Origin of the sequence: Cyanobium sp. NS01, assembly GCF_014280235.1 — a bacterium.
In the GTDB taxonomy this organism is placed as follows: domain Bacteria; phylum Cyanobacteriota; class Cyanobacteriia; order PCC-6307; family Cyanobiaceae; genus NIES-981.
In genome coordinates this window covers 692,783-713,328 of record NZ_CP047940.1, presented here as the reverse complement: position 1 = coordinate 713,328, position 20,546 = coordinate 692,783, and the positions used below count along the sequence as shown (strand labels likewise).

The 20,546-nt window shown below is 67.9% G+C and carries 21 protein-coding genes; 7 read left to right on the top strand and 14 right to left on the bottom strand.

Annotation, left to right across the window (positions count from 1 at the left end):
• Together CyaNS01_RS03595 and CyaNS01_RS03590 are read left to right on the top strand one after the other, a co-directional pair.
• Complete coding sequence (locus CyaNS01_RS03595; RefSeq protein ID WP_186698937.1) at nucleotides 1-630, top strand: GIY-YIG nuclease family protein; 630 nt, start codon at nucleotides 1-3, stop codon at nucleotides 628-630.
• 34 nt (nucleotides 631-664) lie between these two features.
• Nucleotides 665-2,203 carry a leucyl aminopeptidase gene (locus tag CyaNS01_RS03590; RefSeq protein ID WP_186698935.1) on the top strand — a complete coding sequence of 513 codons (1,539 nt, stop codon included), beginning with the start codon at nucleotides 665-667 and terminating at the stop codon, nucleotides 2,201-2,203.
• Between the two features lie 48 nt (nucleotides 2,204-2,251).
• Here the strand turns inward: CyaNS01_RS03590 and CyaNS01_RS03585 are convergent, their stop codons facing one another.
• The 9 genes from CyaNS01_RS03585 to CyaNS01_RS03545 form a co-directional block, all read right to left on the bottom strand.
• Nucleotides 2,252-2,449, bottom strand: a complete 198-nt coding sequence (locus CyaNS01_RS03585; protein WP_186698934.1) for a hypothetical protein — start codon at nucleotides 2,447-2,449, stop codon at nucleotides 2,252-2,254.
• A 160-nt stretch (nucleotides 2,450-2,609) separates the two neighbouring features.
• A complete protein-coding gene (msrA, locus tag CyaNS01_RS03580; RefSeq protein WP_186698932.1) occupies nucleotides 2,610-3,305 on the bottom strand; it encodes a peptide-methionine (S)-S-oxide reductase MsrA in 696 nt (231 codons plus the stop codon).
• Nucleotides 3,302-4,489, bottom strand: a complete 1,188-nt coding sequence (gene lpxB, locus CyaNS01_RS03575) for a lipid-A-disaccharide synthase (RefSeq protein ID WP_186698930.1) — start codon at nucleotides 4,487-4,489, stop codon at nucleotides 3,302-3,304. The genes msrA and lpxB overlap by 4 nt, the downstream gene beginning before the upstream one ends.
• Nucleotides 4,489-5,295, bottom strand: a complete 807-nt coding sequence (gene lpxA / locus CyaNS01_RS03570) for an acyl-ACP--UDP-N-acetylglucosamine O-acyltransferase (protein ID WP_186698928.1) — start codon at nucleotides 5,293-5,295, stop codon at nucleotides 4,489-4,491. The genes lpxB and lpxA overlap by 1 nt, the downstream gene beginning before the upstream one ends.
• On the bottom strand, nucleotides 5,295-5,738 hold the full coding sequence (gene fabZ / locus CyaNS01_RS03565; protein ID WP_186700184.1) for a 3-hydroxyacyl-ACP dehydratase FabZ: 444 nt from the start codon (nucleotides 5,736-5,738) through the stop codon (nucleotides 5,295-5,297). Before fabZ ends, lpxA begins: the two co-directional genes overlap by 1 nt.
• Before the next feature lie 65 nt (nucleotides 5,739-5,803).
• Nucleotides 5,804-6,664 (bottom strand): UDP-3-O-acyl-N-acetylglucosamine deacetylase, encoded by an 861-nt coding sequence (gene lpxC / locus CyaNS01_RS03560; RefSeq protein ID WP_186698926.1) that lies wholly within the window; start codon nucleotides 6,662-6,664, stop codon nucleotides 5,804-5,806.
• Nucleotides 6,664-8,946: a BamA/TamA family outer membrane protein gene (locus tag CyaNS01_RS03555; protein ID WP_186698924.1), complete on the bottom strand. Its 2,283-nt coding sequence runs from the start codon at nucleotides 8,944-8,946 to the stop codon at nucleotides 6,664-6,666. The genes lpxC and CyaNS01_RS03555 overlap by 1 nt, the downstream gene beginning before the upstream one ends.
• Nucleotides 8,947-8,988: 42 nt before the next feature.
• Nucleotides 8,989-9,756, bottom strand: coding sequence for a phosphoribosylaminoimidazolesuccinocarboxamide synthase (gene purC, locus CyaNS01_RS03550; RefSeq protein WP_186698922.1), 768 nt, complete (start codon nucleotides 9,754-9,756; stop codon nucleotides 8,989-8,991).
• Nucleotides 9,753-10,700 (bottom strand): hypothetical protein, encoded by a 948-nt coding sequence (locus CyaNS01_RS03545; protein ID WP_186698920.1) that lies wholly within the window; start codon nucleotides 10,698-10,700, stop codon nucleotides 9,753-9,755. The genes purC and CyaNS01_RS03545 overlap by 4 nt, the downstream gene beginning before the upstream one ends.
• Before the next feature lie 168 nt (nucleotides 10,701-10,868).
• Here CyaNS01_RS03545 and purD point away from each other — a divergent pair, with 168 nt between their 5' ends.
• The gene (purD, locus tag CyaNS01_RS03540) at nucleotides 10,869-12,167 is read left to right on the top strand and encodes a phosphoribosylamine--glycine ligase (RefSeq protein WP_186698918.1); all 1,299 of its coding nucleotides are present in this window, start codon (nucleotides 10,869-10,871) and stop codon (nucleotides 12,165-12,167) included.
• Nucleotides 12,164-14,209, top strand: coding sequence for an ATP-binding protein (locus CyaNS01_RS03535; RefSeq protein WP_186698916.1), 2,046 nt, complete (start codon nucleotides 12,164-12,166; stop codon nucleotides 14,207-14,209). Before purD ends, CyaNS01_RS03535 begins: the two co-directional genes overlap by 4 nt.
• Nucleotides 14,210-14,229: 20 nt before the next feature.
• Here the strand turns inward: CyaNS01_RS03535 and kaiC are convergent, their stop codons facing one another.
• The 3 genes from kaiC to CyaNS01_RS03520 form a co-directional block, all read right to left on the bottom strand.
• Nucleotides 14,230-15,735 (bottom strand): circadian clock protein KaiC, encoded by a 1,506-nt coding sequence (gene kaiC, locus CyaNS01_RS03530; RefSeq protein WP_186700182.1) that lies wholly within the window; start codon nucleotides 15,733-15,735, stop codon nucleotides 14,230-14,232.
• A gap of 82 nt (nucleotides 15,736-15,817) precedes the next feature.
• On the bottom strand, nucleotides 15,818-16,246 hold the full coding sequence (gene kaiB, locus CyaNS01_RS03525; protein ID WP_225875782.1) for a circadian clock protein KaiB: 429 nt from the start codon (nucleotides 16,244-16,246) through the stop codon (nucleotides 15,818-15,820).
• Nucleotides 16,247-16,282: 36 nt separating this feature from the next.
• Nucleotides 16,283-17,203: a circadian clock protein KaiA gene (locus CyaNS01_RS03520; RefSeq protein WP_186698915.1), complete on the bottom strand. Its 921-nt coding sequence runs from the start codon at nucleotides 17,201-17,203 to the stop codon at nucleotides 16,283-16,285.
• A gap of 157 nt (nucleotides 17,204-17,360) precedes the next feature.
• Here CyaNS01_RS03520 and rplU point away from each other — a divergent pair, with 157 nt between their 5' ends.
• Complete coding sequence (rplU, locus tag CyaNS01_RS03515; protein ID WP_186698913.1) at nucleotides 17,361-17,720, top strand: 50S ribosomal protein L21; 360 nt, start codon at nucleotides 17,361-17,363, stop codon at nucleotides 17,718-17,720.
• Nucleotides 17,721-17,801: 81 nt separating this feature from the next.
• Nucleotides 17,802-18,068: a 50S ribosomal protein L27 gene (gene rpmA, locus CyaNS01_RS03510; protein ID WP_186698911.1), complete on the top strand. Its 267-nt coding sequence runs from the start codon at nucleotides 17,802-17,804 to the stop codon at nucleotides 18,066-18,068.
• Between the two features lie 38 nt (nucleotides 18,069-18,106).
• Here rpmA and CyaNS01_RS03505 read toward each other — a convergent pair whose 3' ends face one another.
• Both CyaNS01_RS03505 and CyaNS01_RS03500 read right to left on the bottom strand, forming a co-directional pair.
• The gene (locus tag CyaNS01_RS03505; protein ID WP_186698909.1) at nucleotides 18,107-18,859 is read right to left on the bottom strand and encodes a bifunctional 2-polyprenyl-6-hydroxyphenol methylase/3-demethylubiquinol 3-O-methyltransferase UbiG; all 753 of its coding nucleotides are present in this window, start codon (nucleotides 18,857-18,859) and stop codon (nucleotides 18,107-18,109) included.
• A 42-nt stretch (nucleotides 18,860-18,901) separates the two neighbouring features.
• Nucleotides 18,902-19,603, bottom strand: coding sequence for a queuosine precursor transporter (locus tag CyaNS01_RS03500; RefSeq protein WP_186698907.1), 702 nt, complete (start codon nucleotides 19,601-19,603; stop codon nucleotides 18,902-18,904).
• Between the two features lie 44 nt (nucleotides 19,604-19,647).
• On the opposite strand from CyaNS01_RS03500, the gene truB reads away from it, so the two are divergent.
• Nucleotides 19,648-20,535: a tRNA pseudouridine(55) synthase TruB gene (gene truB / locus CyaNS01_RS03495; RefSeq protein ID WP_186698906.1), complete on the top strand. Its 888-nt coding sequence runs from the start codon at nucleotides 19,648-19,650 to the stop codon at nucleotides 20,533-20,535.
• Nucleotides 20,536-20,546 lie beyond the last annotated feature (11 nt).

Here is a 20,546-nt window from a genome sequence, read left to right as displayed (position 1 = left end):
ATGGCTCGCCAGGGGGAACTGTTTGGCGTGGCCGGACACGGGGCCCCTGGCACCCCAGGGGCCGAGCACCGACTGGAGCGACATCAGCTGCTGAGCTGGCAGCAACGGGTTGCCGCCTTTCAGAAACCGCTGTTCGACGCTGAGCCGGAGCCGGCGAGCCAGCCCTCGCTGTTCGCCGCGCCTGCGCTCACGCCGGCCCCGGCAGAGGCCCCAATCAGCGGAGCGGAGGCAAGCGCCACCAGGCTCCAGCCCCTGAGCCTCCAGCCCCAGTCGCTCTTGTTCTGGCGTTGGCCCGAGCCCCCCCAGACCGGCGCGGCGCTCTATCTGGTGGTCGACCAGGAACCCTCCCTGCCCGGCCCGCTGCTGCTCTATGTGGGCGAAACCGGCGAGGCCAGCCGGCGCTGGAAAGGCACCCACGACTGCAAGAGCTATCTGGAGGCCTACGGCGAAGCCCTCAGCCACACGGGTCTGCCCAGCCGCCTCAGCATCCGCTTCTGGCTGGATGTGCCCCAGGCGATCCGGCCCCGGCGAGCCCTGGAGCAGGCCCTGATCCGCCGCTGGCAGCCCCCCTTCAACAAAGAGACCCGCGGCCGCTGGGCCACGCCGTTCACGGCCGAGGCCGGCACCTGACGCTGGCTACGATCGCGTCCCCTAAGGGCAGTCCATGGAGTTCCGCTGCATCCCCGCGTCGCTGAGCAGCTCACTGGGGGCGTGTGACACGGTGGCCATCGGCCTGTTTGCCAGCCCCCAGAACGGCCCGGAAGGCTCCTCCGGCCCCAGCCACGAGGGCGGCTTCGAGCCCCTCGATCCCGCCCTGGCCGAAGCCCTCGGCGCTGAGCTTGAGCCGTGGTTACGCCAGCGGCGCTTCAAGGCCAAACCCGGCGAGTGCCTCAGCCTGCAACGCCTGGGCCAGCAGCCCGGCAGCGTGATCCTGGTGGGGCTCGGCGAAGCGGCGAGCTACGCACTCACCAGCCTGCAGGAGGCGGCGGCCGCCGCGGCCCGCTGCGCCCTGGCCAGCGGCAGTGAGCAGCTGGGCCTGGCCTTGCCGCTGGCCGGCCTGGATCCAGCTGAGGCGGCGGCGGCGATGGCCATCGCGGTGCGCCTCAGCCTCTACGAGGACCAGCGCTTCAAGGGCGAGCCCAAGGCCCGGCCCCTGCCACAGCGGATCGATCTGATCGGTCTGCCGGCCGAAGCCAGCAACGGCCTGGCGCGGGTGGAGGCCACCTGCGCAGGGGTTGAGCTGGCCCGCCAGCTCGTGGCGGCTCCGCCCAACGTGGCCACGCCCCAGCACCTGGCGGACACAGCAGCCTCGATCGCCCAGAACCATGGCCTCAGCCTCAAGGTGCTGGAGCGGGCCGACTGCGAGGCGGCCGGCATGGGGGCCTTCCTGGCGGTGGCCCAGGGCTCCGATCTGCCCCCCAAGTTCATCCACCTCACCTACACCCCCCAGGGAGGCGCCCAGCGCCGGGTGGTGCTTGTGGGCAAGGGGCTCACTTTCGATTCCGGCGGCTACAACCTCAAGACCGGTGGCTCCCAGATCGAGATGATGAAGTACGACATGGGCGGCAGCGCGGCCGTACTGGGGGCGGCACGGGCGATCGGTCAGCTGCAGCCCGCCGGCGTGGAGGTGCATGTGATCGTGGCCAGCTGCGAAAACATGATCAGCGGCGGTGCCGTCCATCCCGGCGACGTCGTGACGACGTCCAAGGGCAAGACGATCGAGATCAACAACACCGATGCGGAAGGGCGCCTCACCCTGGCCGACGCCCTCGACTACGCCTGCGGCCTGGAGCCCGATGCCGTGGTGGATCTGGCCACCCTCACCGGCGCCTGTGTGATCGCCCTGGGCGACGAGATGGCCGGGCTGTGGTCCAACAGCGATGGGTTGGCCGAGGCCCTGCTGACGGCGGGCGCGGCGGGCGGTGAGGCCTTGTGGCGCATGCCCCTGCGCGCTTCCTACAAGAAGGGTCTCAAGAGTGGCGTGGCCGATCTCAAGAACACCGCCCCCCGCCCGGGGGGCTCGATCACCGCTGCCCTGTTCCTGCAGGACTTCGTGACCAAGGGGCTGCCCTGGGCCCACCTGGACATCGCCGGCACCGTCTGGAGCGACAAGGGCCGGGGGCTGGACCCCGCTGGTGCCACCGGTTACGGGGTGCGCACCCTGGTGGAGTGGGTCTGCCGCGGAGCCAGCAGCGGCAGCTGAGGCTCGGGCCGCCGAGGCTCGGGCCGCGGGTGCTCACACCGTTGCTGGCTAAGCGGCAATCGGGCCCGCCGGGCCGGCACAGTCGGCCCTGGCCTCAGCCGGGGCTTCGAGGGCATGGATCAGCCAGCGGGCCCGGTTGCTGCAGTAGGGCAGCAGGCGGTCGAGGTCGTCAGCAGCCTGCTTGGGGCTGGCATAGGGACCGATATGGCGGGTCTGCAAGCCTTCGCGGATGGTCAGCAGATACATACAAAACTCTGCCCGTCAGTTCGTCCAGCCTAAGCGGATTGGGCCGCTTCTGAACCGCCCCGGCAGGGAAACCGGCCGTCAAGGTGACGCAGAGAACACTCCACAACCAGGCGATCTTTATCTTTTCTTTTGCAAGGCCCCCTTGCGGCGGCGGCCTTGCTCACCACGGATCGGCCGCTCGCGCCTGGTCCCCCCACACCGCCCGCAGCCGCCGGTCGCGGCCACAGGCCCAGCGGTAGTAGCCGTAGCTCGTGCCGTTCTGATCGGCGTAGTTCTGGTGGTACGCCTCCGCCGGCCAGAACCGCTGCAGCGGTCTGATCGCCACCTGCAGCGCCGAGACCTCCACAGTCAGGGCCTGGGCGGCTGACTCCTGGCTTGCTTCGGCCTGGGCCTGCTGATCGCCGCCGGAGGTGAAGATCACCGGCCGGTAGGAGTCGCCGCGATCGCAGAACTGCCCCGCCCCATCGAGGGGATCCACGTTGCGCCAGTAGGCCCGCAGCAGGGTGGGGTAGCTGATCTGCGCGGGATCGAAGCGCACCTGCACGGCTTCCTGGTGGCCCGTTCCCCCGGCGGACACCTGGGCGTAGGTGGGATTGGCGAGGTCACCGCCGCTGTAGCCGCTCACCACCTCCAACACCCCGTTCAAGCCTTCGAGATCGTGCTCCAGACACCAGAAGCAGCCCCCTGCCAGCACCGCCTGCTGCGGTTCGGACGCCAGGGCCGGCCGGGGCGTGAACACCACCCCCAGCAGCAGAAGCAGGGCCAGCAGCGCGCCCAGGAGGCGCCGCCCGCTGCAGCTCAGCGGCCAGGGAACTGGCGACCGAGAGCTGGCGTGGCGAGGCGATGGCGGGCTCATGGGGTCTCCAGCACCAGATCGAGGATGGCGGCGGCGGCTCGGCGAGTGACGCCAGGTTCGCCCAGCACCGCCCGCAACCTGGCATAGCCCTCCAGCATCGAGCCATGGGCGCCGCTGTCCGGCTGCAGCAGGGGCCGGGCAGCCCGCACGATCGCCTCGGCGGTGAGGTCGGCCTGCAGCAGCTCCGGCACCAGCCGCTCCCCCAGCACCAGGTTCACCGGCGAGATGTGGGGCACGCTGAAGCGCAGGATGCGTCGCGCCACGAAGGCCGTGAGCCCGCTCACCCGGTACACCACCACCTGGGGCACCCCCCGCAGGGCCAGTTCCAGATTCACCGTGCCCGACTTGGCCAGGGCCAGGTCGGCGGCCGCGCAGAGGGCCGGCTTGAGCCGGTCGGCATCGGCGGCAGGAATCACCAGGGCCTTCACCCCGGCCTGATCGAGCTGGCGGCTGAGGTGGGCCTCGAAACCCGAGAGCCCAGCGGGCACCACCACCTGCAGCTCCGGCTGGCAGCGCTGCAGCTCGGCGGCGGCCGCCACGATGTAGGGGAGCATGTAGCGCAGCTCCTGGCGCCGGGAGGCGGGCATCAGCAGCAGCACCGGTGCCTCGTTGACCAGACCCAGAAGGGCTCTGGCCTCACTGCGGCTGGGGGATTCCTCCACGGTGTCCACCAGGGGGTGGCCCACATAGGTGACGTTGGCGCCCCGGCAGCCGTAGTAACGGGCCTCCTCCTGGAAGATGGCCAGGATCTGGTTGGTGAAGCGGATCAGGTTGGTGCGGCCTTCGGATCCGAATTTGAAGGCCCACTCCTGGGGAGCGATGTAGTACGTCACCGGCACCCCCGGAAAGCGCCGCTTCAGCCGCAGGCCCAGGTTCACGTTGGGGCCCATGTAGTCGATCAGCACCACCCCGTCCGGCGGGGCCTGGCGAAACCAGCGCTTGAGGCGGCGCTGCAGCCGCAGGGTGGGCAGCACGAAGGGCATCACCTCCAACAGGCCAATGGCGCCCATGCGGGTGGTGTCGGCCAGCAGTTCGGCACCGGCCCGGGCCATGCGGTCGCCACCGAGGGCCACCACCTGCAGCTCCAGCCCGCGCCGACTCGCCTCCTCATAGAGCGCCTGCACCAGCAGCGCCCCCTGCAGATCGCCGGACACCTCACCGGTGCTGACCAGCAGTCGCAGCATCAGCGGGCTCCGGGGATCGGACCGCGACGCCCTGGCTGGAGCGAGGACTCCAGAAAGGCCACCAGCGTCTCAGCGGCAGCCGTGAGCGGAGTGGCCCGCAGCTGATCCAGCGCCTCGGCCAGGGTCAGCTCCTGCCGGTAGAGCAGGGACCAGCAGCGCTTGAGATCGGCGAACTGCAGGCCCCCATCCAGCTCGGTGAGCCCGCTGCGGCGCAGGCCGATCGTGTTGAGAGCCCGCACCCGCGACGGGTGGCCTTCCACCAGAGTGAAGGGCGGCACGTCGCGTTCGATGCGGCTCATCCCCCCCACCATCGCCAGGCTGCCGATCTGCACGAACTGGTGGATGCCCAGCACCCCACCGATCACGGCCCGATCGCCGATCACCACATGGCCGGCCACGGCCACGCCGTTGGCGATCACGATCCGATCGCCCAGGGCACAGTTGTGGCCCAGGTGGCTGTAGGCCATCAGCAGGTTGCCATCGCCGATGCGGGTCTGCTGGCTGTCGGTGGTGGCACGGTTGATGGTCACGTACTCGCGGATCGTGTTGTCATCGCCGATCACCACCTCGGTGGGATCGCCGGTGTACTTGAGATCCTGGGGTTCCAGGCCGATGCAGGCCCCGGGGAAGATGCGGTTGCCGCGGCCCATGCGCACCCGGCCATCGAGCACCACATGGGGGCCGATGCTGCAGTCCGGGCCGAGGCGCACCTGGGGCCCGATCACCGCATAGGGACCCACCGCGACACCGGCGGCCAGCTCGGCGCGCGGGTCGACCACGGCGGTGGGATGGATCGTGGTGGCCATCAGTCCACCAGAGAGAACATCAATTCACCGGAACAGGCCAGCTCACCATCCACGAGGGCTTCGGCGGCCACTTTGCCGAAGCGCCGGCGCTTGAGGGTGAGCAGAGTGCAGGTGATCACGAGCTGATCGCCGGGCACCACCGGGCGGCGAAAGCGCACGCCATCGATGCCGGCAAACACGAACATGCCCTTGGGCAGGTCGGGCATCTGGGTCACGATCAGGCCGCCCACCTGGGCCATCGCCTCCACGATCAGCACCCCGGGCATCAGGGGCCGACCGGGGAAATGCCCCTGGAAGTGGGGTTCGTTGACGGTCACGTTCTTGATGGCCACGGCCCGCTTGCCCGGCTCGTGCAGGATCACCCGATCCACCAGGGCAAAGGGATAGCGGTGGGGCAGCAGCCCCTGGATCTGCTCGGCGCTCAGCACCACGGACGGCGGCACCGGCTCAGCAGCCGCGGGGTTCTCGGGGCAGGCGGCGGAAGGGTCGGGGGAGGTGGGCAAGGGGGTCAAGCGGCAAACGACGAACGGGGCAGGTCCGCCAGGGCGGCCGCGAGGGCGGTGTGGAGTCCATGGGAGCCCCGGAAGGCAAACACCTGGGCCCGTGGCAGACCGACCAAGGCCAGATCGCCCAACAGGTCCAGGATTTTATGGCGCACCGGTTCATCGGCAAACCGGAGCGGCGGGTTGAGCCAGTGATCGCCATCACAGACGAGGGCGTTGTCGAGGGCACCGCCCTGGATCAGGCCGGCCGCCCGCAGCTGCTCCACCTGGGAGAGCAGGCCGAAGGTGCGTGCCGGGGCGATCTCCGCCACGAACGCCGCCGGGCTGAGCTCCAGGCCATAGAGCTGGCGACCGATCGCCGCCTCGCCAAACTCGATGCCGGCCCCCAGCCTCAGGCCTTGAGCTGGCAGGGCCGTGACGAAGCCGGCCCCCTGGTGCAGCGTGAGCGGCGCCTCCAGCTGGGGCGAGGGCGGTGTGCCCTCCACCGGCTCCAGACCGGCTTCAGCGATCGCCTCCACCCAGGGGAGAGCGGAGCCATCGAGCAGGGGAACCTCCGGACCATCCACCAGGATTTCGGCCTGGCTCACGCCGGTGCCGGCCAGGGCGGCCAGCAGGTGCTCCACGGTGGCCAGCTGACGGTCCCCCAGCGCCACCGCCGTGCAGAGGGTGGTGACATGGACGGCCGCCGGCCCCAGCTGCAGCAGGGGGGCATCCGGCTGGTCCAGCCAGCCCAGCCAGTAGCCCGGTCGCCTGGACGACTGCAGCCTGACCCGGGAGAGGGCGCCGCTGTGCAAACCCACACCCGAGCGCTCCACGGCAGCGCTGAGGGTCCAGGCCCGGGAATAGTCGGCGGGCCAGAGCCCCACTAGAACTTCCAGCCCACACCGAGGTTGAAGCGCCAGTTGTCGGTGAAGTTCTCCGTGGCCACCTCCAGCCGCAACGGCCCCACGGGGGTGGTGACGATCACGCCGACCCCGGGTGAGAAGCCCTCACCCTCCTTGCCGAGCAGGCCACCAGGGTTGCCGGGGATGTCGCTCTGGGTGCCGAAGGTGGTGCCGGCGTCAAAGAACACCGAGCCGCTGATGATGCTGAACAGGGGGAAGCGGTATTCAACCGTGAACTCGGCATAGCTCTTGCCCACCCCCAGGTCGCAGTCGAAGTAGCCCCGCACCGAGTTGCCACCGCCGAGGCAGAAGGCTTCGTAGGGGGGGATGTCATCGCCGATCAGGGTGCCGGCGGACACCTGAAACGCCAGGGCCTGCTTGCAATCGCGGGTCTCGCCCGGCTTGGGACGGCAGCCCTTGTAGATCTTCAGCCAGTCCACCGGGATGAAGTGGGTGAAGGTGGTGCGCAGACGGTTGAAGGTGGGGGAGTCCTCTCCCACCGAGAGGAACTGCTCGGTGCCGATGCTGAAGAAGTTGCCACTGGTGGGATTGCGGGGGTCGTCGAGGGAGCTGAAGGTGGCTCCCACCCTGAAGCTGAGCAACTGGTTTTCCGAGGCGCAGTTGAAGGCCAGGCAGATCACCTGATTGCTGCGCACCCGCACCGGCTGGGGCAGGTCGTCGTCGACGCCGACCACGGCCTGGCTGAACTTCGAGCCCGAGAAGTTCATCGGCGTGACCTCCTGGCCACCGAAGGCCAGGATCAGGTTCCAGGGGGCCCGCTTGAAGGGATCTCCACCGTTGAGGGGGCGGATGAACTGCACGTTGGCCCCGACCCGCTGGATCGCCACGGTGTCGAAGTTGGTGCGCACCTCAGCGAACGGCCCGGAGGTGTCCACAGGGCTGTTGGTGACGACGTCGAAATCAGCGCCGTTGAAGTCCTTCAGGTCAAAGGTGGTGTCGTTGTTCTCGCTCTGGAACAACTGGGGCACTTCCCGGCTGAAGAAGATCCGGGCGCGGAAAGAGGTTCGGAAGCGATCACCCTTGATCCAGGGATCGGTGAAGGTGATATCGCCCAGGCCACCGAACTGGCCATAGGAGAAGTTGGTACCCAGATTCCAGGCTCTGCCCAACAGATTGCTCTCCTGGAGCTGGATCTGTCCGAACACGCCCTGAGTCTGGCTGTAGCCGATGCCGCCCGAGATGGAGCCGGTGGACTGCTCCACCATGCCCAGCACGATCACCACCTTGCCGGGTTCGGCGGGCACCGGGCGCAGGGTGACCTTGACATCGCCGAACAGACCTGTGCCGTAGAGGCGGCGGATGTCTTCCTCCAGCTGGCGGCGGTTGAAGACATCTCCATTCTTCATGGAGATCTCGCGGCTCACCACCCAGGGCTTGCTCTTGCCGCGGATCGGCTCACCGTTTTCGTTGGTGGCCGAACCCTCCTTATCCAGGAACTGGACTTCCACCCCCTCCACGGTGCCTTCCCGCACCAGCAGTTCCACCGTGCCGTCGGGGCTCACCCGGGTGGGGCCGGTGACCCTTGCCAGCGAATAACCCTGATCGGCATACCACCTCTGCAGATCCTGCATGCGGGACTGCATGGCGTTCAGGTTGAGGGTCTTGCCGAAGTCGGCGGCAAAGGTGTCGCTGACGACCTGCTCCGGCAGCTTCAGATCCGTGGGCTCCAGCTCCACGGCCTGAAGCACGGGGTTGGGCACCACCGAGACGATCAGCCTCACCCCCAGGGGCCCATCCTGGGGCTGAATGCGCACATCGGAAAACCAGCCCGTGGCATAGATGGCCGAGAGGTCGGTCTGCAGTTCACTGCGGGTGACCCGGGTGCCGGGGGTGACCGCCATGGCGGCATAGGCGGCCAGCTCAAGGCGCTCGCTCTCGGGATGCCCTTCGAGGCCCTCCACCACGATCTCAGCGATCTGAACCCGCGGCTCCTCAGGAACATCGGACTGCTCAGGCACCCCGAAAGCGTCAGCGGGAGCCGGGCTTTCCTGGGCTGGGGCCGGTGTCGACCCCTCTGGTGCCGGTGCCGTCCGCTGCGGTGCGGGCGTGGCCGGCTGCTCGGCCGGGGCGGGGATGGGGAAGTCAAACTCCCCCTCGCCCGGCGCTGTGGGCGGACTCTCCTCCGGCTGCACGGCGGGAGCGGCCGTCTCCTGCTGCTGGTCCTGGGCCAGCACCGGCGAGCCTGCCAGAAGTGCAAGACCCAGGAGCGGACCCGCACCTTTCCAGCCGAATGAACCCACCATGCCAGTCACGAAGAGCGCGGGATGGCCGCAAATGCCGTGACCTTACCGGTAGACCTCCGGTTGGGGACAGACCCCTTGGAGCCGTTTGAGAACCTGCCCATAGGCCTCCACCACTCCGCCAAGATCGCGGCGAAAGCGGTCTTTGTCGAGGATGCGATCGTCGCTGTCGGCAATCCCTCGGTCCCAGAGCCGGCAGGTGTCGGGGCTGATCTCATCGGCCACCACCAGCTGCCCGTCGGCCGTGAAGCCCAGTTCAATCTTGAAATCCACCAGGATCAGTCCCACGCTGGCCAGCATCTCCTGGAGCGCAGCATTCACCTCACGGGCCAGCCGCTCCAGCTCCTGGCGCTGGCTGGAATCCAGCAGGCCGAGATGCTGCAGGCGCGCCTCGGTGAGCAGGGGGTCTGCAAGGCCATCATCCTTGTAATAGAGGTCGAGCAGCGGCGGCTCCAGAGGGGTGCCCGCCTCGATCGGCATCTGGCGGCAGAGGGAGCCGGCCGCCAGATTGCGGATCACCACCTCGATCGGCACGATGCGCACCGGCCTCACCAACATCCAATGGCCGCCGTGCTCCCCCTCGCCCAGTCCGAGGTAGTGGGTGGGGATGCCCTGACGGGCCAGGAGCTCGAACAGCAGGGCCGAGATCTGGCAGTTGAGTTCCCCCTTGCCCACCAGCTGGGCCGTTTTGAGCGCATTGAAGGCGGTGGCATCGTCCTTGAACTCCACCGCCACCAGGTCGGGCTGGTCGGTGGCGTGCACCCGTTTGGCCTTGCCTTCATGGAGCAGGGAACCGAGGCTGTAGGCGCTCATGGCAGGGATGGGTCAGGGGGCTGGACGGCATGGCCGCCGGGATCACGGGGGGAGCGCAGCAGCCGATCCAGCTGGGCGGCCCGGGCCGGATCCGCCGCAAAGCGGCGCTGCAGCAGCCACTCACCGTAGGCATCGTCAATCCGGCCGCTGAGCCGCAGGCGCCGCTGCAGCGCCTGGGCCTCGGCCGCTGAGAGCTGGGTGATGGGGCCGGACGGGGCTGCGGCGAGCTGCTGATCGAGCAGGTCGGCCACCAGCCCCCAGGCACCGCTGGCGGCGGCCTGTTCGAGGGCCCGCTCCAGCAGGCTGTCTCGCAGATCAGGCTCCAGGCCTGTGCTCAGGGCCACCGCTCGGCCCCAGCGCCGGGCGTCGCTCTCCGGCGTGCCGCGGCTGGCCAGCAGCACCACGGCGGCCTCGTCGGCGCGGCCCAGGCTTTCGAGGTGGTCGGCCAGCTGGTCGAGGGCGGAGCGGGTCTGCGGCGATGCTCCCTGCCGCGGGGCCAGGGGCAGGCTGACCTCCTGAAGGCGCACCGGGTCGCCCTCCGCCAGCCAGCGCAGGGCCTGGGCGGCGCGCTCGTGGTCGAGTCCCGCATCGGCGGCCCGCCACTGCAGCAGCAGCCAGGCCCGGCGGCCAGGACCGGGAGCGGGAGAACGGCGCGCCAGCACGGTCAGGGCGGCGTCGGGGGCCTCACAGCGCACCAGGGCATCGGCGCTGGCCAGCACCGGCTCCAGTCCCTGGTCCGTGGGCAGGGCCAGCAGGCGATCCTGCAGGCTGCGCAGCTGAACCGCGTCCGCCGCGGCCCGGGCCTGCTGGCAGAGGTCCAGGAGTGGGGGGATGGCCTCAGGGGCGGGCTGGGCCCTCAGCCGGCCTCCGCCTCCCCCGGGCAGCAACGTCGCCCAGGCCAGGCCCAGAGCCAGCGCGGTGCTTCGCGATCGACCAGCCTGCATGGGGAGAGAATGGAGCGGGAGTTCAGGAACGAGACCCCTGATGGGCCAGAAGCGGGCACCCGGTCCACTCCTGGACCGGGCCTGGCAGGCCTGTCGGGCCAGGGGCCAGCCATGCTGGTGGTTTCAACCTAGCCACTGACCTCTCTCCCTACCCCAGTTCCGAGCCCGATGGCCCCTGAGGCAACGCAGCACGACCTCCGCATCCTTGTGGTGGGTTCCGGTGGCCGGGAGAACGCCCTCGGCTGGGCTCTGGCCCGCTCCACTGGAGTAGGCCAGGTGTGGCTGAGCCCGGGCAATGGCGGCAGCGGCGATCTACCCGGCTGCCGCCAGCTGGAGATCGGCGAGGGCGATGGGCCCGCCCTGCAGCAGTGCTGCCGCGAGCTGGCCATCGATCTGGTGGTGATCGGCCCGGAGGTGCCGCTGGCGGCTGGGCTCGCTGACCAGCTCAGGGCCTGCGGTGTGGCGGTGTTCGGTCCCGGCGCCGATGGAGCCCAGCTGGAGTCCAGCAAGCGCTGGGCCAAGACCCTGATGCAGGAGGCCGGGGTGCCCAGTGCGGGCTTCTGGCCTGCAGCCAACCGCGAGGAGGCCCTGGCGCTCCTGGAGGCCCAGGGCCAGCCCCTGGTGGTCAAGGCCGATGGCCTGGCCGCCGGCAAGGGGGTGACCGTGGCCGAAACGCTGGAGGAGGCCCGCGCAGCCATCGAGGCGATCTTCGCGGGCCGTTTCGGCCCCGGCGCCTCCCTGGTGCTTGAGGAGCGCACCCACGGTCCGGAGGTCTCCGTGTTCGCCCTCTGCGATGGCGAGCGTTTGCTGCTGCTGCCTGCGGCTCAGGACCACAAGCGGATCGGCGAAGGAGACACCGGCCCCAACACCGGCGGCATGGGGGCCTATGCCCCGGCCCCGCTCCTCGACGCCGCCGCCATGGAGGAGGTGCGGCAGCAGGTGCTTGAGCCCACCCTGCGGGCCCTGCAGGCGCGCGGCATCGACTACCGCGGCGTGCTCTATGCGGGCCTGATGCTGACGCCGCAGGGGCTGAGTGTGATCGAGTTCAACTGCCGTTTCGGCGATCCCGAGTGCGAAACCCTGATGCCCCTGCTGGGCGAGGAACTGGCCCAGGTGCTGCTGGCCTGCGCCGAGGGCCGGCTCGACACCGCTCCACCGCTCAGCCTGCGCAGCGGCTGCAGTGCCTGCGTGATCGCCGCCGCCGAGGGCTACCCGGGCACGATCCGGCAGGGCGACCCCGTGGAGGGCGTGGCCAGCCCGGGCGACGAGCTGCAGATCTTCCACGCCGGCACCAGGCGCGCCCCCGATGGAACCTGCGTCAGCAGCGGTGGGCGGGTGCTCGCCGTGGTGGCCCAGGCGGAGGATTTCGACGCGGCCTTCGCCAGGGCCTATGAAGGACTGGCCCAGGTGCACTTCACCGGCATGACCTACCGGCGCGATATCGGTCACCAGGTGCGTCGCCGATGAGCCCGTCGAGCAGCACCGCTCCCCCCCCGTTCTCCTGGCGCCAGGCCCTGGCGCGCTGGTGGGCCGAGTTCAGCCTGCAGACCAAGTTGCTGGCGGTGGCCACCCTGGTGGTGAGCCTGCTGATGACCGGCATCACCTTCCTGGCGCTCAACGGCATCCAGCGGGACGCCCGCATGAGCGACACCCGCTATGCCCGCGACCTGGGGTTGCTGCTCTCCGCCAACGTGACGCCCCTGGTGGCGGAGGGCAACGACCGCGAGCTGGCCATGTTGGCCGAGCGCTTCTGGCAGACCAGCCGCAGCCTGCGTTACATCTTCTTCGCCGATCCTGACGGGATCATTTATCTGGGCATCCCGATCGGCGGCACCTCGGGGGGCAGCGAACTGCTGCTGAGTCGGCGTCTGGAACTTCCCCCCGACATCCAGAAGCGGCCAGACAATCCCCTGGTGCGCCAGCACCTCACCCCCGACGGCCAGGTCACGGACGTGTTCGTGCCGCTGGTGAATGAGGGGCACTTCTTTGGGGTGATGGCCATGGGCATCAACCCCAACGAAACCCTGCTGGCCAGCGCGGCCCTCACCCGGGAGGTGACGGTGGCCGTGTTCATCTCGATCTGGGTGCTGGTGATCCTGGGGGCCGTGTTCAACGCCCTCACCATCACCCAGCCGGTGAAGGAGCTGCTGCGGGGCGTGCGCCAGGTGGCGGTGGGCGACTTCGAAACCCGCATCGCCCTGCCGATGGGGGGAGAACTGGGGGAACTGCTGGAGGGCTTCAACGCGATGACCTCCCAGCTGGAGGTGTACAAGGCGGCCAACATCGAGGAGCTCACTGCCGCCCAGGTGAAGCAGGAATCGCTGATCGCCACCATGGCCGACGGCGCCGTGCTGCTCGATGCCGCCGGGGGCATCGTGCTGGCCAACCCCACCGCCCGGCGCCTGTTCCGCTGGGAGGGCCGCAATCTCGAGGGCCAGGAACTGATCGGCGAGCTGCCGGAACGGCTGGCCCTGGAGCTGCATTCCGCCCTCGACAACATGATCATCGGCCAGCAGGATGCCGCCGACGTGCGCTGCAGCGTCGGCGATCCCGCCCGCACCCTGCGCATCGTGCTGCAGCCGGTGCGCGATGCCAGCGGCGAATCGCTCAAGGGCATCGCCATGACCATCCAGGACCTCACCCGGGAGGTGGAGCTCAACGCCGCCCAGAGCCGTTTCATCAGCAATGTGTCCCACGAGCTGCGCACGCCGCTGTTCAACATCAAGAGCTACGTGGAAACCCTCTACGACCTGGGCGACCAGCTCTCTGACCAGGAGAAGCACGAATTCCTCGGCATCGCCAACGCCGAAACCGACCGGCTCACCAGGCTGGTCAACGACGTGCTCGATCTGTCGCGGCTGGAATCGGAGCGATCCTGGAGCTTTGAGCCGCTGGATGTGGCCGAGGCGATCGAGCAGATCCTGCGCACCTACCGGCTGAATGCCGAGGAGCGAGGCGTGAAGCTTCGGTTCGAAGCCGAAACGCTGCTGCCCAGGGTGCTCGGCAACTGGGACCTGCTGCTGCAGGTGTTCGGCAACCTGGTGGGCAATGCCCTCAAGTTCACCCCGCCCGGTGGACAGATCGTGCTGAGGGCCTATCCCTGGCCCGATCTCTGCCTGCTCCACGACGACCAGGTGCCCAGGGAAGACAACCCCCGCTGCGAGCTCACCTCACCGCTGCCGCGGTTGCGGATCGAGATCGGTGACAGCGGCTGCGGCATCTCCGAAGCCGACCAGGCCCGCATCTTCGAGCGTTTCTTCCGGGTCGAGAATGCGGTGCACATCGAGGCGGGCACGGGCCTTGGACTCTCGATCGTGCGTGGCATCCTCGACAAGCACGGCACCCAGGTGAAGATGGCCAGCGAGCCGGAGGTTGGCAGCGTGTTCTGGTTTGATCTCTCCCTTGAAGAATCCGACCAGGATGAACTGCAGCTCAGCGCCGAGCGCAGGGCCCAGAGCCTGGAGCTTGCGCCGCTCCCAGCCCTGGCTGCACAGCCGGTGAGTCTCTAGTCCAGGCTCAGCGCTGGTGCTCAGCGCTCATCAGCCACGCCGCGCACAATCCGGGAGAGCTCACTGCGCTCATCGGTGGTGACCCGGTGGGGCACACCACTGATGATCCGCTCGAAGTTGGAGAAGGAGTCTTTGATCTCAGGGCCGTTATCGGTGATCACAAATTCGCGGATCCCCTTGTCATGCCAGGAGCCTCGCATCTTGAACACATTCAGGGCGCGAGCCATCTCACCACGGATCTCCACATACTGGAGCAGGAGGATGGTATCGGTGATCGTGGAGATATGGGAATCGGTGATGGAGTGGCTGCCCATGAACTCTTCTGATGTGTTCGTGAAGAATCCGGCAATTTCCTCCTGCTTGGCATAGCCCGTAACCCCGATCACAAACTGGCGGAAGGCGTTGTGGCTGACGCCGCGGGCCAGGGCACTGAGCGAGTCAATGGCCATCCTCGACGGCTTGAACTGACTGATTTCGGTCTTGATGATCTGGAGGTGATCCTCCAGGCCAGTGGATTCCGGATAGGCACAGATGATCTTGAGCAGGCCATCCTGCTCCATCTGCTCAAAGTCAATGCCCCAGCTGGTGCCGTTGCGCAGCAGCTGGGCCCGGGATTCCTCGTAGGCGAACAGAATGGCGCGTTGCTTGCTGCGGCAGGCGTCTTCAATGAACTTGGACACCAGCAGCGTCTTGCCCGTGCCGGTGGCTCCCGTGGCCAGGATGATGGAGTCCTTGAAAAAGCCACCGCCACACATGGCATCCAGCCGGGGGACACCCGAGCTCACGCGCACATTGGAAGACCGCTGGGTGAGCCGCATCGCCCCCAGCGGGAACACGCTCATGCCATGGCTGCCCATCGTGAACGGAAACTCGCCTTTCATGTGGGTCGTACCCCGCAGCTTGAGAATCTCCACGGTGCGCCTGCGCCGTTCGCCCTCCAGCACATTGCGCAGAATCACCACATTATCGGACACAAACTCTTCAACTCCGTAGCGAGCGATCGGCCCATACTCATCAATGCGCTCGGTGGTCATGACGGTGGTGACACCGATCTCCTTGAGCCGGGCAATCAGTCTGAAGATCTCCCGGCGCACCACCGAAACGGCGTCATACTGCTGGAAGACAGCGGTGATCGAATCGATGGCTACCCGTTTGGCCTTGTATTTGCGAATGGCGTAGTTGATGCGCTCAATCAGTCCGGAAAGGTCAAAGTTTCCAGCCACGTCCTGGCCATCTGGGTCTGGTGATGCATCCAGAACAAACAATTTGTCCTGTTCGATCATCTCCTGAAGATCCCAGCCAAAGCTGGCCGCATTGCGCATGATATCGAGCGGCGACTCCTCAAAAGTCACAAAGATGCCGGCTTCTTTGTACTGTCGGATGCCGTTGTAGAGAAAATTCAACGACAGCACGGTCTTCCCCGTTCCCGAGGTGCCGCTGATCAGCGTCGAGCGGCCGATCGGCAACCCCCCATGGCAGACATCGTCAAAGCCATCGATGCCGGTGGGCAGCTTCTGGACCTGCATCAACTGAGCGTCGATTGGACTGTTTTCCTGCATGACCTGGGGAGACGTGGACAAAAGGGCTGGGGGCAGATCAATGCCCTGATCAAGCTCGGGGATTCAGACCATCATCAGGAAGCGATCCTTCCTGAACGAGATCAGCCAGAGCATCATCCTCTCCAGAGAGGCGCGAAGCAGCCAGGCCCTGGCTGGCGTGCAGAAGCTCATTGAGCTCACCATCGTCGGTCAGCTCGTCGTAGAGCAGATCCAGGCCGATCAGCACCCGTTCGCGGTCGCTGAGATCGCCGATGATGCGGCGCACCGGGGGTGGCAGGATCTTGGTGAGGGTGGGCGTGGCCAGAATCTTGTCCTCCTCGGCCAGTTGTGGGTTCACGAGCACATCGATCACCTTGAGGGCATAGACCCCCTTGAATTCGGTTTCCAGAATGTCGCGCAGCGTTTTCAGCGCGCGCATCGAGTTGGGAGTGTTGCCAGCCACATACAGCTTCAGAATGTAAGTTTTACGGGGTGTCATGACAGGAATGTCCAGGTGTGCGAATGCATCTGCGCCTCAAGCCTCTGAAGCGAATGGCATCAGCGGCACATCGGGAGGGATTGAGCGTCGGTACATCTCGCAGAGATGGGCCATCACATCCAGCAGAGCCAGCCTGTAATCCTGAAGAAAATCACTCTTGTGACCCTCCAACTGCAGACGCTTGGAAAACAGATCGATCAGGTCCATGTGGATTTGAACGGTTGTCGTGATGGATAGATCACTGAAAAAGGCCGTGTTCACGAAGCTCTCCAGCGCTTGGTTGGCCGCCGAGGGGTTGCGGAAGTAATGGATGAGCAGATCCCGATAGCTGCGCTCCAGCGAACGCAGCAGGTCGTCCTGCTCCCCCTTGGGCAGGTTGCGCAGGAAGCGGGAGGGATCGCGCTTGTAGAACACCCCCAGCAGTCCAAGCCGCTCCTTGAGGCGGCCATCCAGTCGCCAGGGCCGGGGGGCCTCGCTGGTCGCGACAGCGGCTCCAGCCTTCGCGGCGGAGGGCTGATCATCCTGGCCCCCGGTCGGGGGCGACACACTGACGGCGAAGCCGGGTCCGGGGTTGGCTTCAGCGGGATTGCCCAGGCCCTGACGCAGAAAACGCGACACCGCAGCATCGAGGCAGTAGCTGAGTTGCTCCAGCTGATCAGCCTGCAGCCTCACCTCCGCCTCGTGAAAGCTGACCTCGCCATTGACCTCACCGATCACCACCGCGGGCAGCACCAGACCCCGCTCGGTGAGACCGCTCAGCACCGAACCATCCACGGCATCGGCCTCGATCAGCAGGGCGTCGAACTCCTCGCGCAGGCGGTCGAGGTCGGCCACAGGGTCGGCCAGGGGGTCGACGCTGACGAGGGTGTAGCGGCCAGCGGCCAGCCAACGGGACACCCCGGCCTGCATGGTGGGATCGCGGACAAGGGAGGCAACGGTGAGGGCCGACTTGGGCATAGGGGCGGTCCGCAGCCAGGGGAATCTGGCGGACAGGTGCCCCAATGTTGACGAAAGGCAGCTTGGAATCGGAGGATTTGCCATTGTCTTTCGATTGTGCGTCTGGCCCAATCGGCCGGCGGTCACCCGCCGGTCAGCCTGACCACGCCCCATCCCCATGACCCAAGACCCCGCCGCAGCCCCGGCGCCCTACGCCATCGTGGAGGCCTCCGGCCAGCAGTTCTGGCTTCAGGCCAACCGCTACTACGACCTCGACCGCCTGCCCGCCGCCGTCGATGAGACCGTCACTCTCGAGAGCGTGCTGCTCGTGAACGACGGCCAGGCCGCCACCCTGGGCCAGCCCTACGTGAGCGGAGCCAGCGTGACGCTCAAGGTGATGGCTCACCGCCGCGGTCCCAAGCTGATCGTCTACAAGATGCGTCCCAAGAAGAAGACCCGTCGCAAGAACGGCCACCGCCAGGAGCTCACCCGTGTGATGGTGGAAGCCATCACCGTGGCTGGCAAGGCCCTGGGCTGAGGTCCTCTGGCCAGAACAAGCTGACCAGATCCCCACGATCGTTTCCATCCACCCTCTCCGCGTTCATCACCCCCCTGATCCATGGCCCACAAGAAAGGCACAGGCTCCACCCGCAACGGCCGCGACTCCAACTCCAAGCGCCTGGGCGTCAAGACCTCCGGCGGCACGAGCGTGAGCGCCGGCTCCATCCTCATCCGCCAGCGCGGCACCTCCGTACTGCCCGGCCTCAATGTGGGCCGCGGCTCTGACGACACCCTGTTTGCCCTCAGTGATGGCGTCGTGGGCTTTGACACCATCAAGCGCGGCCTGCGTACCCGCAAGCGCATCAACGTGGCCCTGGCCGTCTGACGCGAGCCCCAAGCCCTCTGGGCCTATCGGCTGTGCTCTCAGCGCAGTCGGTAGGCCCTGGTGGTGATCAGGTAGGGGTGGAACACCTCCAGAAAGCGCTCCTGGAGGGTGTGGAAGAAGCGGTCCACCAGGGCCGGCTCATCCACGTGAAATGGGTATTCGCCGTTGAAGCCCTTGAAGAAATACCAGTTGAGCAGAGCGGTTCCAGAGGGCGCCAGGCGCTGGGCGAACTGTTCGAGCTGACCTGCTGGATCGGGCAGATGCTCCAGCACGTCCAGGCACACCAGGGTGTCGAACCGCCCTGGCAGCCTGGCGTCGTCCAGGTCGCGGTGACAGGAGAGGCGCGCTCCCAGCCCCAGGCTGTCGGCCCGCGCCTGCACGCAGGCCCGGTTGTGGGGGTTGAGATCGACGAACCACACCCGCTCCACCTGCGGCAAGGCGGCGGCGGCCAGGGCATGGCTGCCGATGCCGCCGCCGAAGTCGAGCACCTGGCCCTCGGCAAAGCGCTGCTGCAGCCTGAGGGTGTCGGCGATGTACTCAGCGCTGCCCAGGTGCCAGGCGGCCAGCTCCAGCAGGTGGGCCGTGCCCACGGTGTCTTCATAGAAGCGGCCGGCCTGGGCGAAGTCGAAGGCGCCGGGGTGGAGGGCGGCCAGCTGCTCGGTGCTGCTGGGCAGCCGCTGCTCCAGCTCACTGGGCTCGAGGCGCAGGTAGTCGGCCAGGTGCTGCTTGAGCGAAAAGCCATCCGCCAGGAAGTGCTCCACTCCCAGCCCCGTGCCCACTGCCGTCGTCACTGCTGCGCTGGTATCGGTGGCGCCAACTTAGTTGGCGGGGGCTCAGCCGATCTCCGCCCCCTGGCCGGGCACCTCGAGCCAGCGCCGCAGCCAGGCCGTGAGGGCATAGAAGGGCAGGGTGTCGACCAGGGCGGCCAGAGCCTTGAACAGATAGCCGCTGGCGATGTAGCTGCCGAGCTGGGGCAGCACGGCCTCGTCGGCACGGATCGGCAGCACATGGCTGGCGTAGTGGCTCACCAGCACCACCGCCGTGGTGTCCACCAGCTGGCTGCCCAGGGTGGAGCCGTTGTTGCGCAGCCACAGGGCACCGCCGCCGCTGAAGCGCTTCCAGAAATGGAACAGCCGCACATCGGCGAACTGGGCGGCCAGGTAGGCCAGCATCGAGGCCCCCACGGCCCCGAAGGCGAGGTGCTGCACCTCAAAGAAGGTGGCCTCCGGTGCCCCCGCCAGGCCAGGCAGCACGCCCCCCAGCCAGAGGATCAGCACCACCCAACCGTTGAGGGCCAGCCCCACCCACACCAGCTGGGTCGCCTTCTGCTCGCCCCAGAGCTCACTGATCAGGTCGGTGCAGAGGAAGGTCACCGGGTAGGGCAGGGCGCCCACCGCCACCACGATCGGCCAGGAGCCGATCGCCCCCAGCTGCAGAAAGCGGGTGAGGCCCAGGATGTTCAGCATCGCCATGCTGCCCAGGAAGAGGCCGGCCAGCACCAGGAACGCCAGGTCGCGGCGCTGCTGCAGGGTCATCGGGGAGGGTGGCGTGGGACTGTTCCAGGCTGATGGGTGCCGGCATGGCTGACCAGCCCTGTGGATTTCTGGTGTTGGACAAGCCCGCCGGACTCACCTCCCACGGCTGCGTGGCCCGGGTGCGGCGGGCCTACGGCCTGCGGCGGGTGGGCCACGGCGGCACCCTCGATCCCGCCGTGACCGGCGTGCTGCCCCTGGCGCTCGGACCGGCCACCCGGCTGCTGCCCTACCTGGTGGGTGACAAGCACTACGAGGGCACGATCCAGTTGGGGCTGTGCACCGACACGGACGATCTCAGCGGCACCGTGCTGGAGCGCCACCCCCTGCCGCCACTGCCACACGACGCCCTGGAGCGGGCCCTGGCGCCCTTCCGCGGATCGATCCTGCAGGTGCCGCCCCAGGTCTCCGCCGTGCACGTGCAGGGCGAGCGGGCCTACGCCCGCGCCCGCCGGGGCGAGGCCCTCAGCCTGCCCCCCCGGGCCGTGACCATCACGCAGCTGGAGCTGCGCCACTGGGAGCCGGGCACGGGGCGCCTGCAGCTGGAGGTGCAGTGCTCGGCGGGCACCTACATCCGCTCCCTGGCGCGGGACCTCGGCACAGCCCTGGGCTGCGGCGGCGCCCTGGCGGAGCTGCGACGCACCGGGGCCCTGGGCTTCAGCCTGGCCCAGGCCATGCCCCTTGAAGCCCTGGAGCAGCCGCCGCTGCCACCGCTGTTGAACCCGCTCGCGGCCCTCGGCCATCTGCCGCGCCGGCAGCTGGAGCCGGGCGAACTGGAGGGCTGGCGCTGCGGCAGGAGCCTGGAGGGCCAGGCGGACTGGCCACCCGGGCAGCCGGTGGCGGTGCTCGGTCCGGATGGCAACCTGGTGGGCATGGCCCTGGCCTGCGCCGCTGATCGGCTGCAACCGAAGCTGGTCTTCGATGCGCTCGGCTGAGCCGGCTCGCT

What these genes read in the sequence shown, in the direction of transcription:
- truB (WP_186698906.1), top strand. Translation starts at nt 19,648, where the DNA reads ATGGCTGACCAGCCCTGTGGATTTCTGGTGTTGGACAAGCCCGCCGGA.
- purC (WP_186698922.1), bottom strand. Translation starts at nt 9,756, where the DNA reads ATGAGCGCCTACAGCCTCGGTTCCCTGCTCCATGAAGGCAAGGCCAAA.
- lpxB (WP_186698930.1), bottom strand. Translation starts at nt 4,489, where the DNA reads ATGCTGCGACTGCTGGTCAGCACCGGTGAGGTGTCCGGCGATCTGCAG.
- CyaNS01_RS03545 (WP_186698920.1), bottom strand. Translation starts at nt 10,700, where the DNA reads ATGCAGGCTGGTCGATCGCGAAGCACCGCGCTGGCTCTGGGCCTGGCC.
- CyaNS01_RS03595 (WP_186698937.1), top strand. Translation starts at nt 1, where the DNA reads ATGGCTCGCCAGGGGGAACTGTTTGGCGTGGCCGGACACGGGGCCCCT.
- lpxA (WP_186698928.1), bottom strand. Translation starts at nt 5,295, where the DNA reads ATGGCCACCACGATCCATCCCACCGCCGTGGTCGACCCGCGCGCCGAG.
- kaiB (WP_225875782.1), bottom strand. Translation starts at nt 16,246, where the DNA reads ATGACACCCCGTAAAACTTACATTCTGAAGCTGTATGTGGCTGGCAAC.
- CyaNS01_RS03535 (WP_186698916.1), top strand. Translation starts at nt 12,164, where the DNA reads ATGAGCCCGTCGAGCAGCACCGCTCCCCCCCCGTTCTCCTGGCGCCAG.
- rpmA (WP_186698911.1), top strand. Translation starts at nt 17,802, where the DNA reads ATGGCCCACAAGAAAGGCACAGGCTCCACCCGCAACGGCCGCGACTCC.
- CyaNS01_RS03520 (WP_186698915.1), bottom strand. Translation starts at nt 17,203, where the DNA reads ATGCCCAAGTCGGCCCTCACCGTTGCCTCCCTTGTCCGCGATCCCACC.
- CyaNS01_RS03585 (WP_186698934.1), bottom strand. Translation starts at nt 2,449, where the DNA reads ATGTATCTGCTGACCATCCGCGAAGGCTTGCAGACCCGCCATATCGGT.
- kaiC (WP_186700182.1), bottom strand. Translation starts at nt 15,735, where the DNA reads ATGCAGGTCCAGAAGCTGCCCACCGGCATCGATGGCTTTGACGATGTC.
- purD (WP_186698918.1), top strand. Translation starts at nt 10,869, where the DNA reads ATGGCCCCTGAGGCAACGCAGCACGACCTCCGCATCCTTGTGGTGGGT.
- rplU (WP_186698913.1), top strand. Translation starts at nt 17,361, where the DNA reads ATGACCCAAGACCCCGCCGCAGCCCCGGCGCCCTACGCCATCGTGGAG.
- CyaNS01_RS03555 (WP_186698924.1), bottom strand. Translation starts at nt 8,946, where the DNA reads ATGGTGGGTTCATTCGGCTGGAAAGGTGCGGGTCCGCTCCTGGGTCTT.
- msrA (WP_186698932.1), bottom strand. Translation starts at nt 3,305, where the DNA reads ATGAGCCCGCCATCGCCTCGCCACGCCAGCTCTCGGTCGCCAGTTCCC.
- CyaNS01_RS03590 (WP_186698935.1), top strand. Translation starts at nt 665, where the DNA reads ATGGAGTTCCGCTGCATCCCCGCGTCGCTGAGCAGCTCACTGGGGGCG.
- CyaNS01_RS03500 (WP_186698907.1), bottom strand. Translation starts at nt 19,603, where the DNA reads ATGACCCTGCAGCAGCGCCGCGACCTGGCGTTCCTGGTGCTGGCCGGC.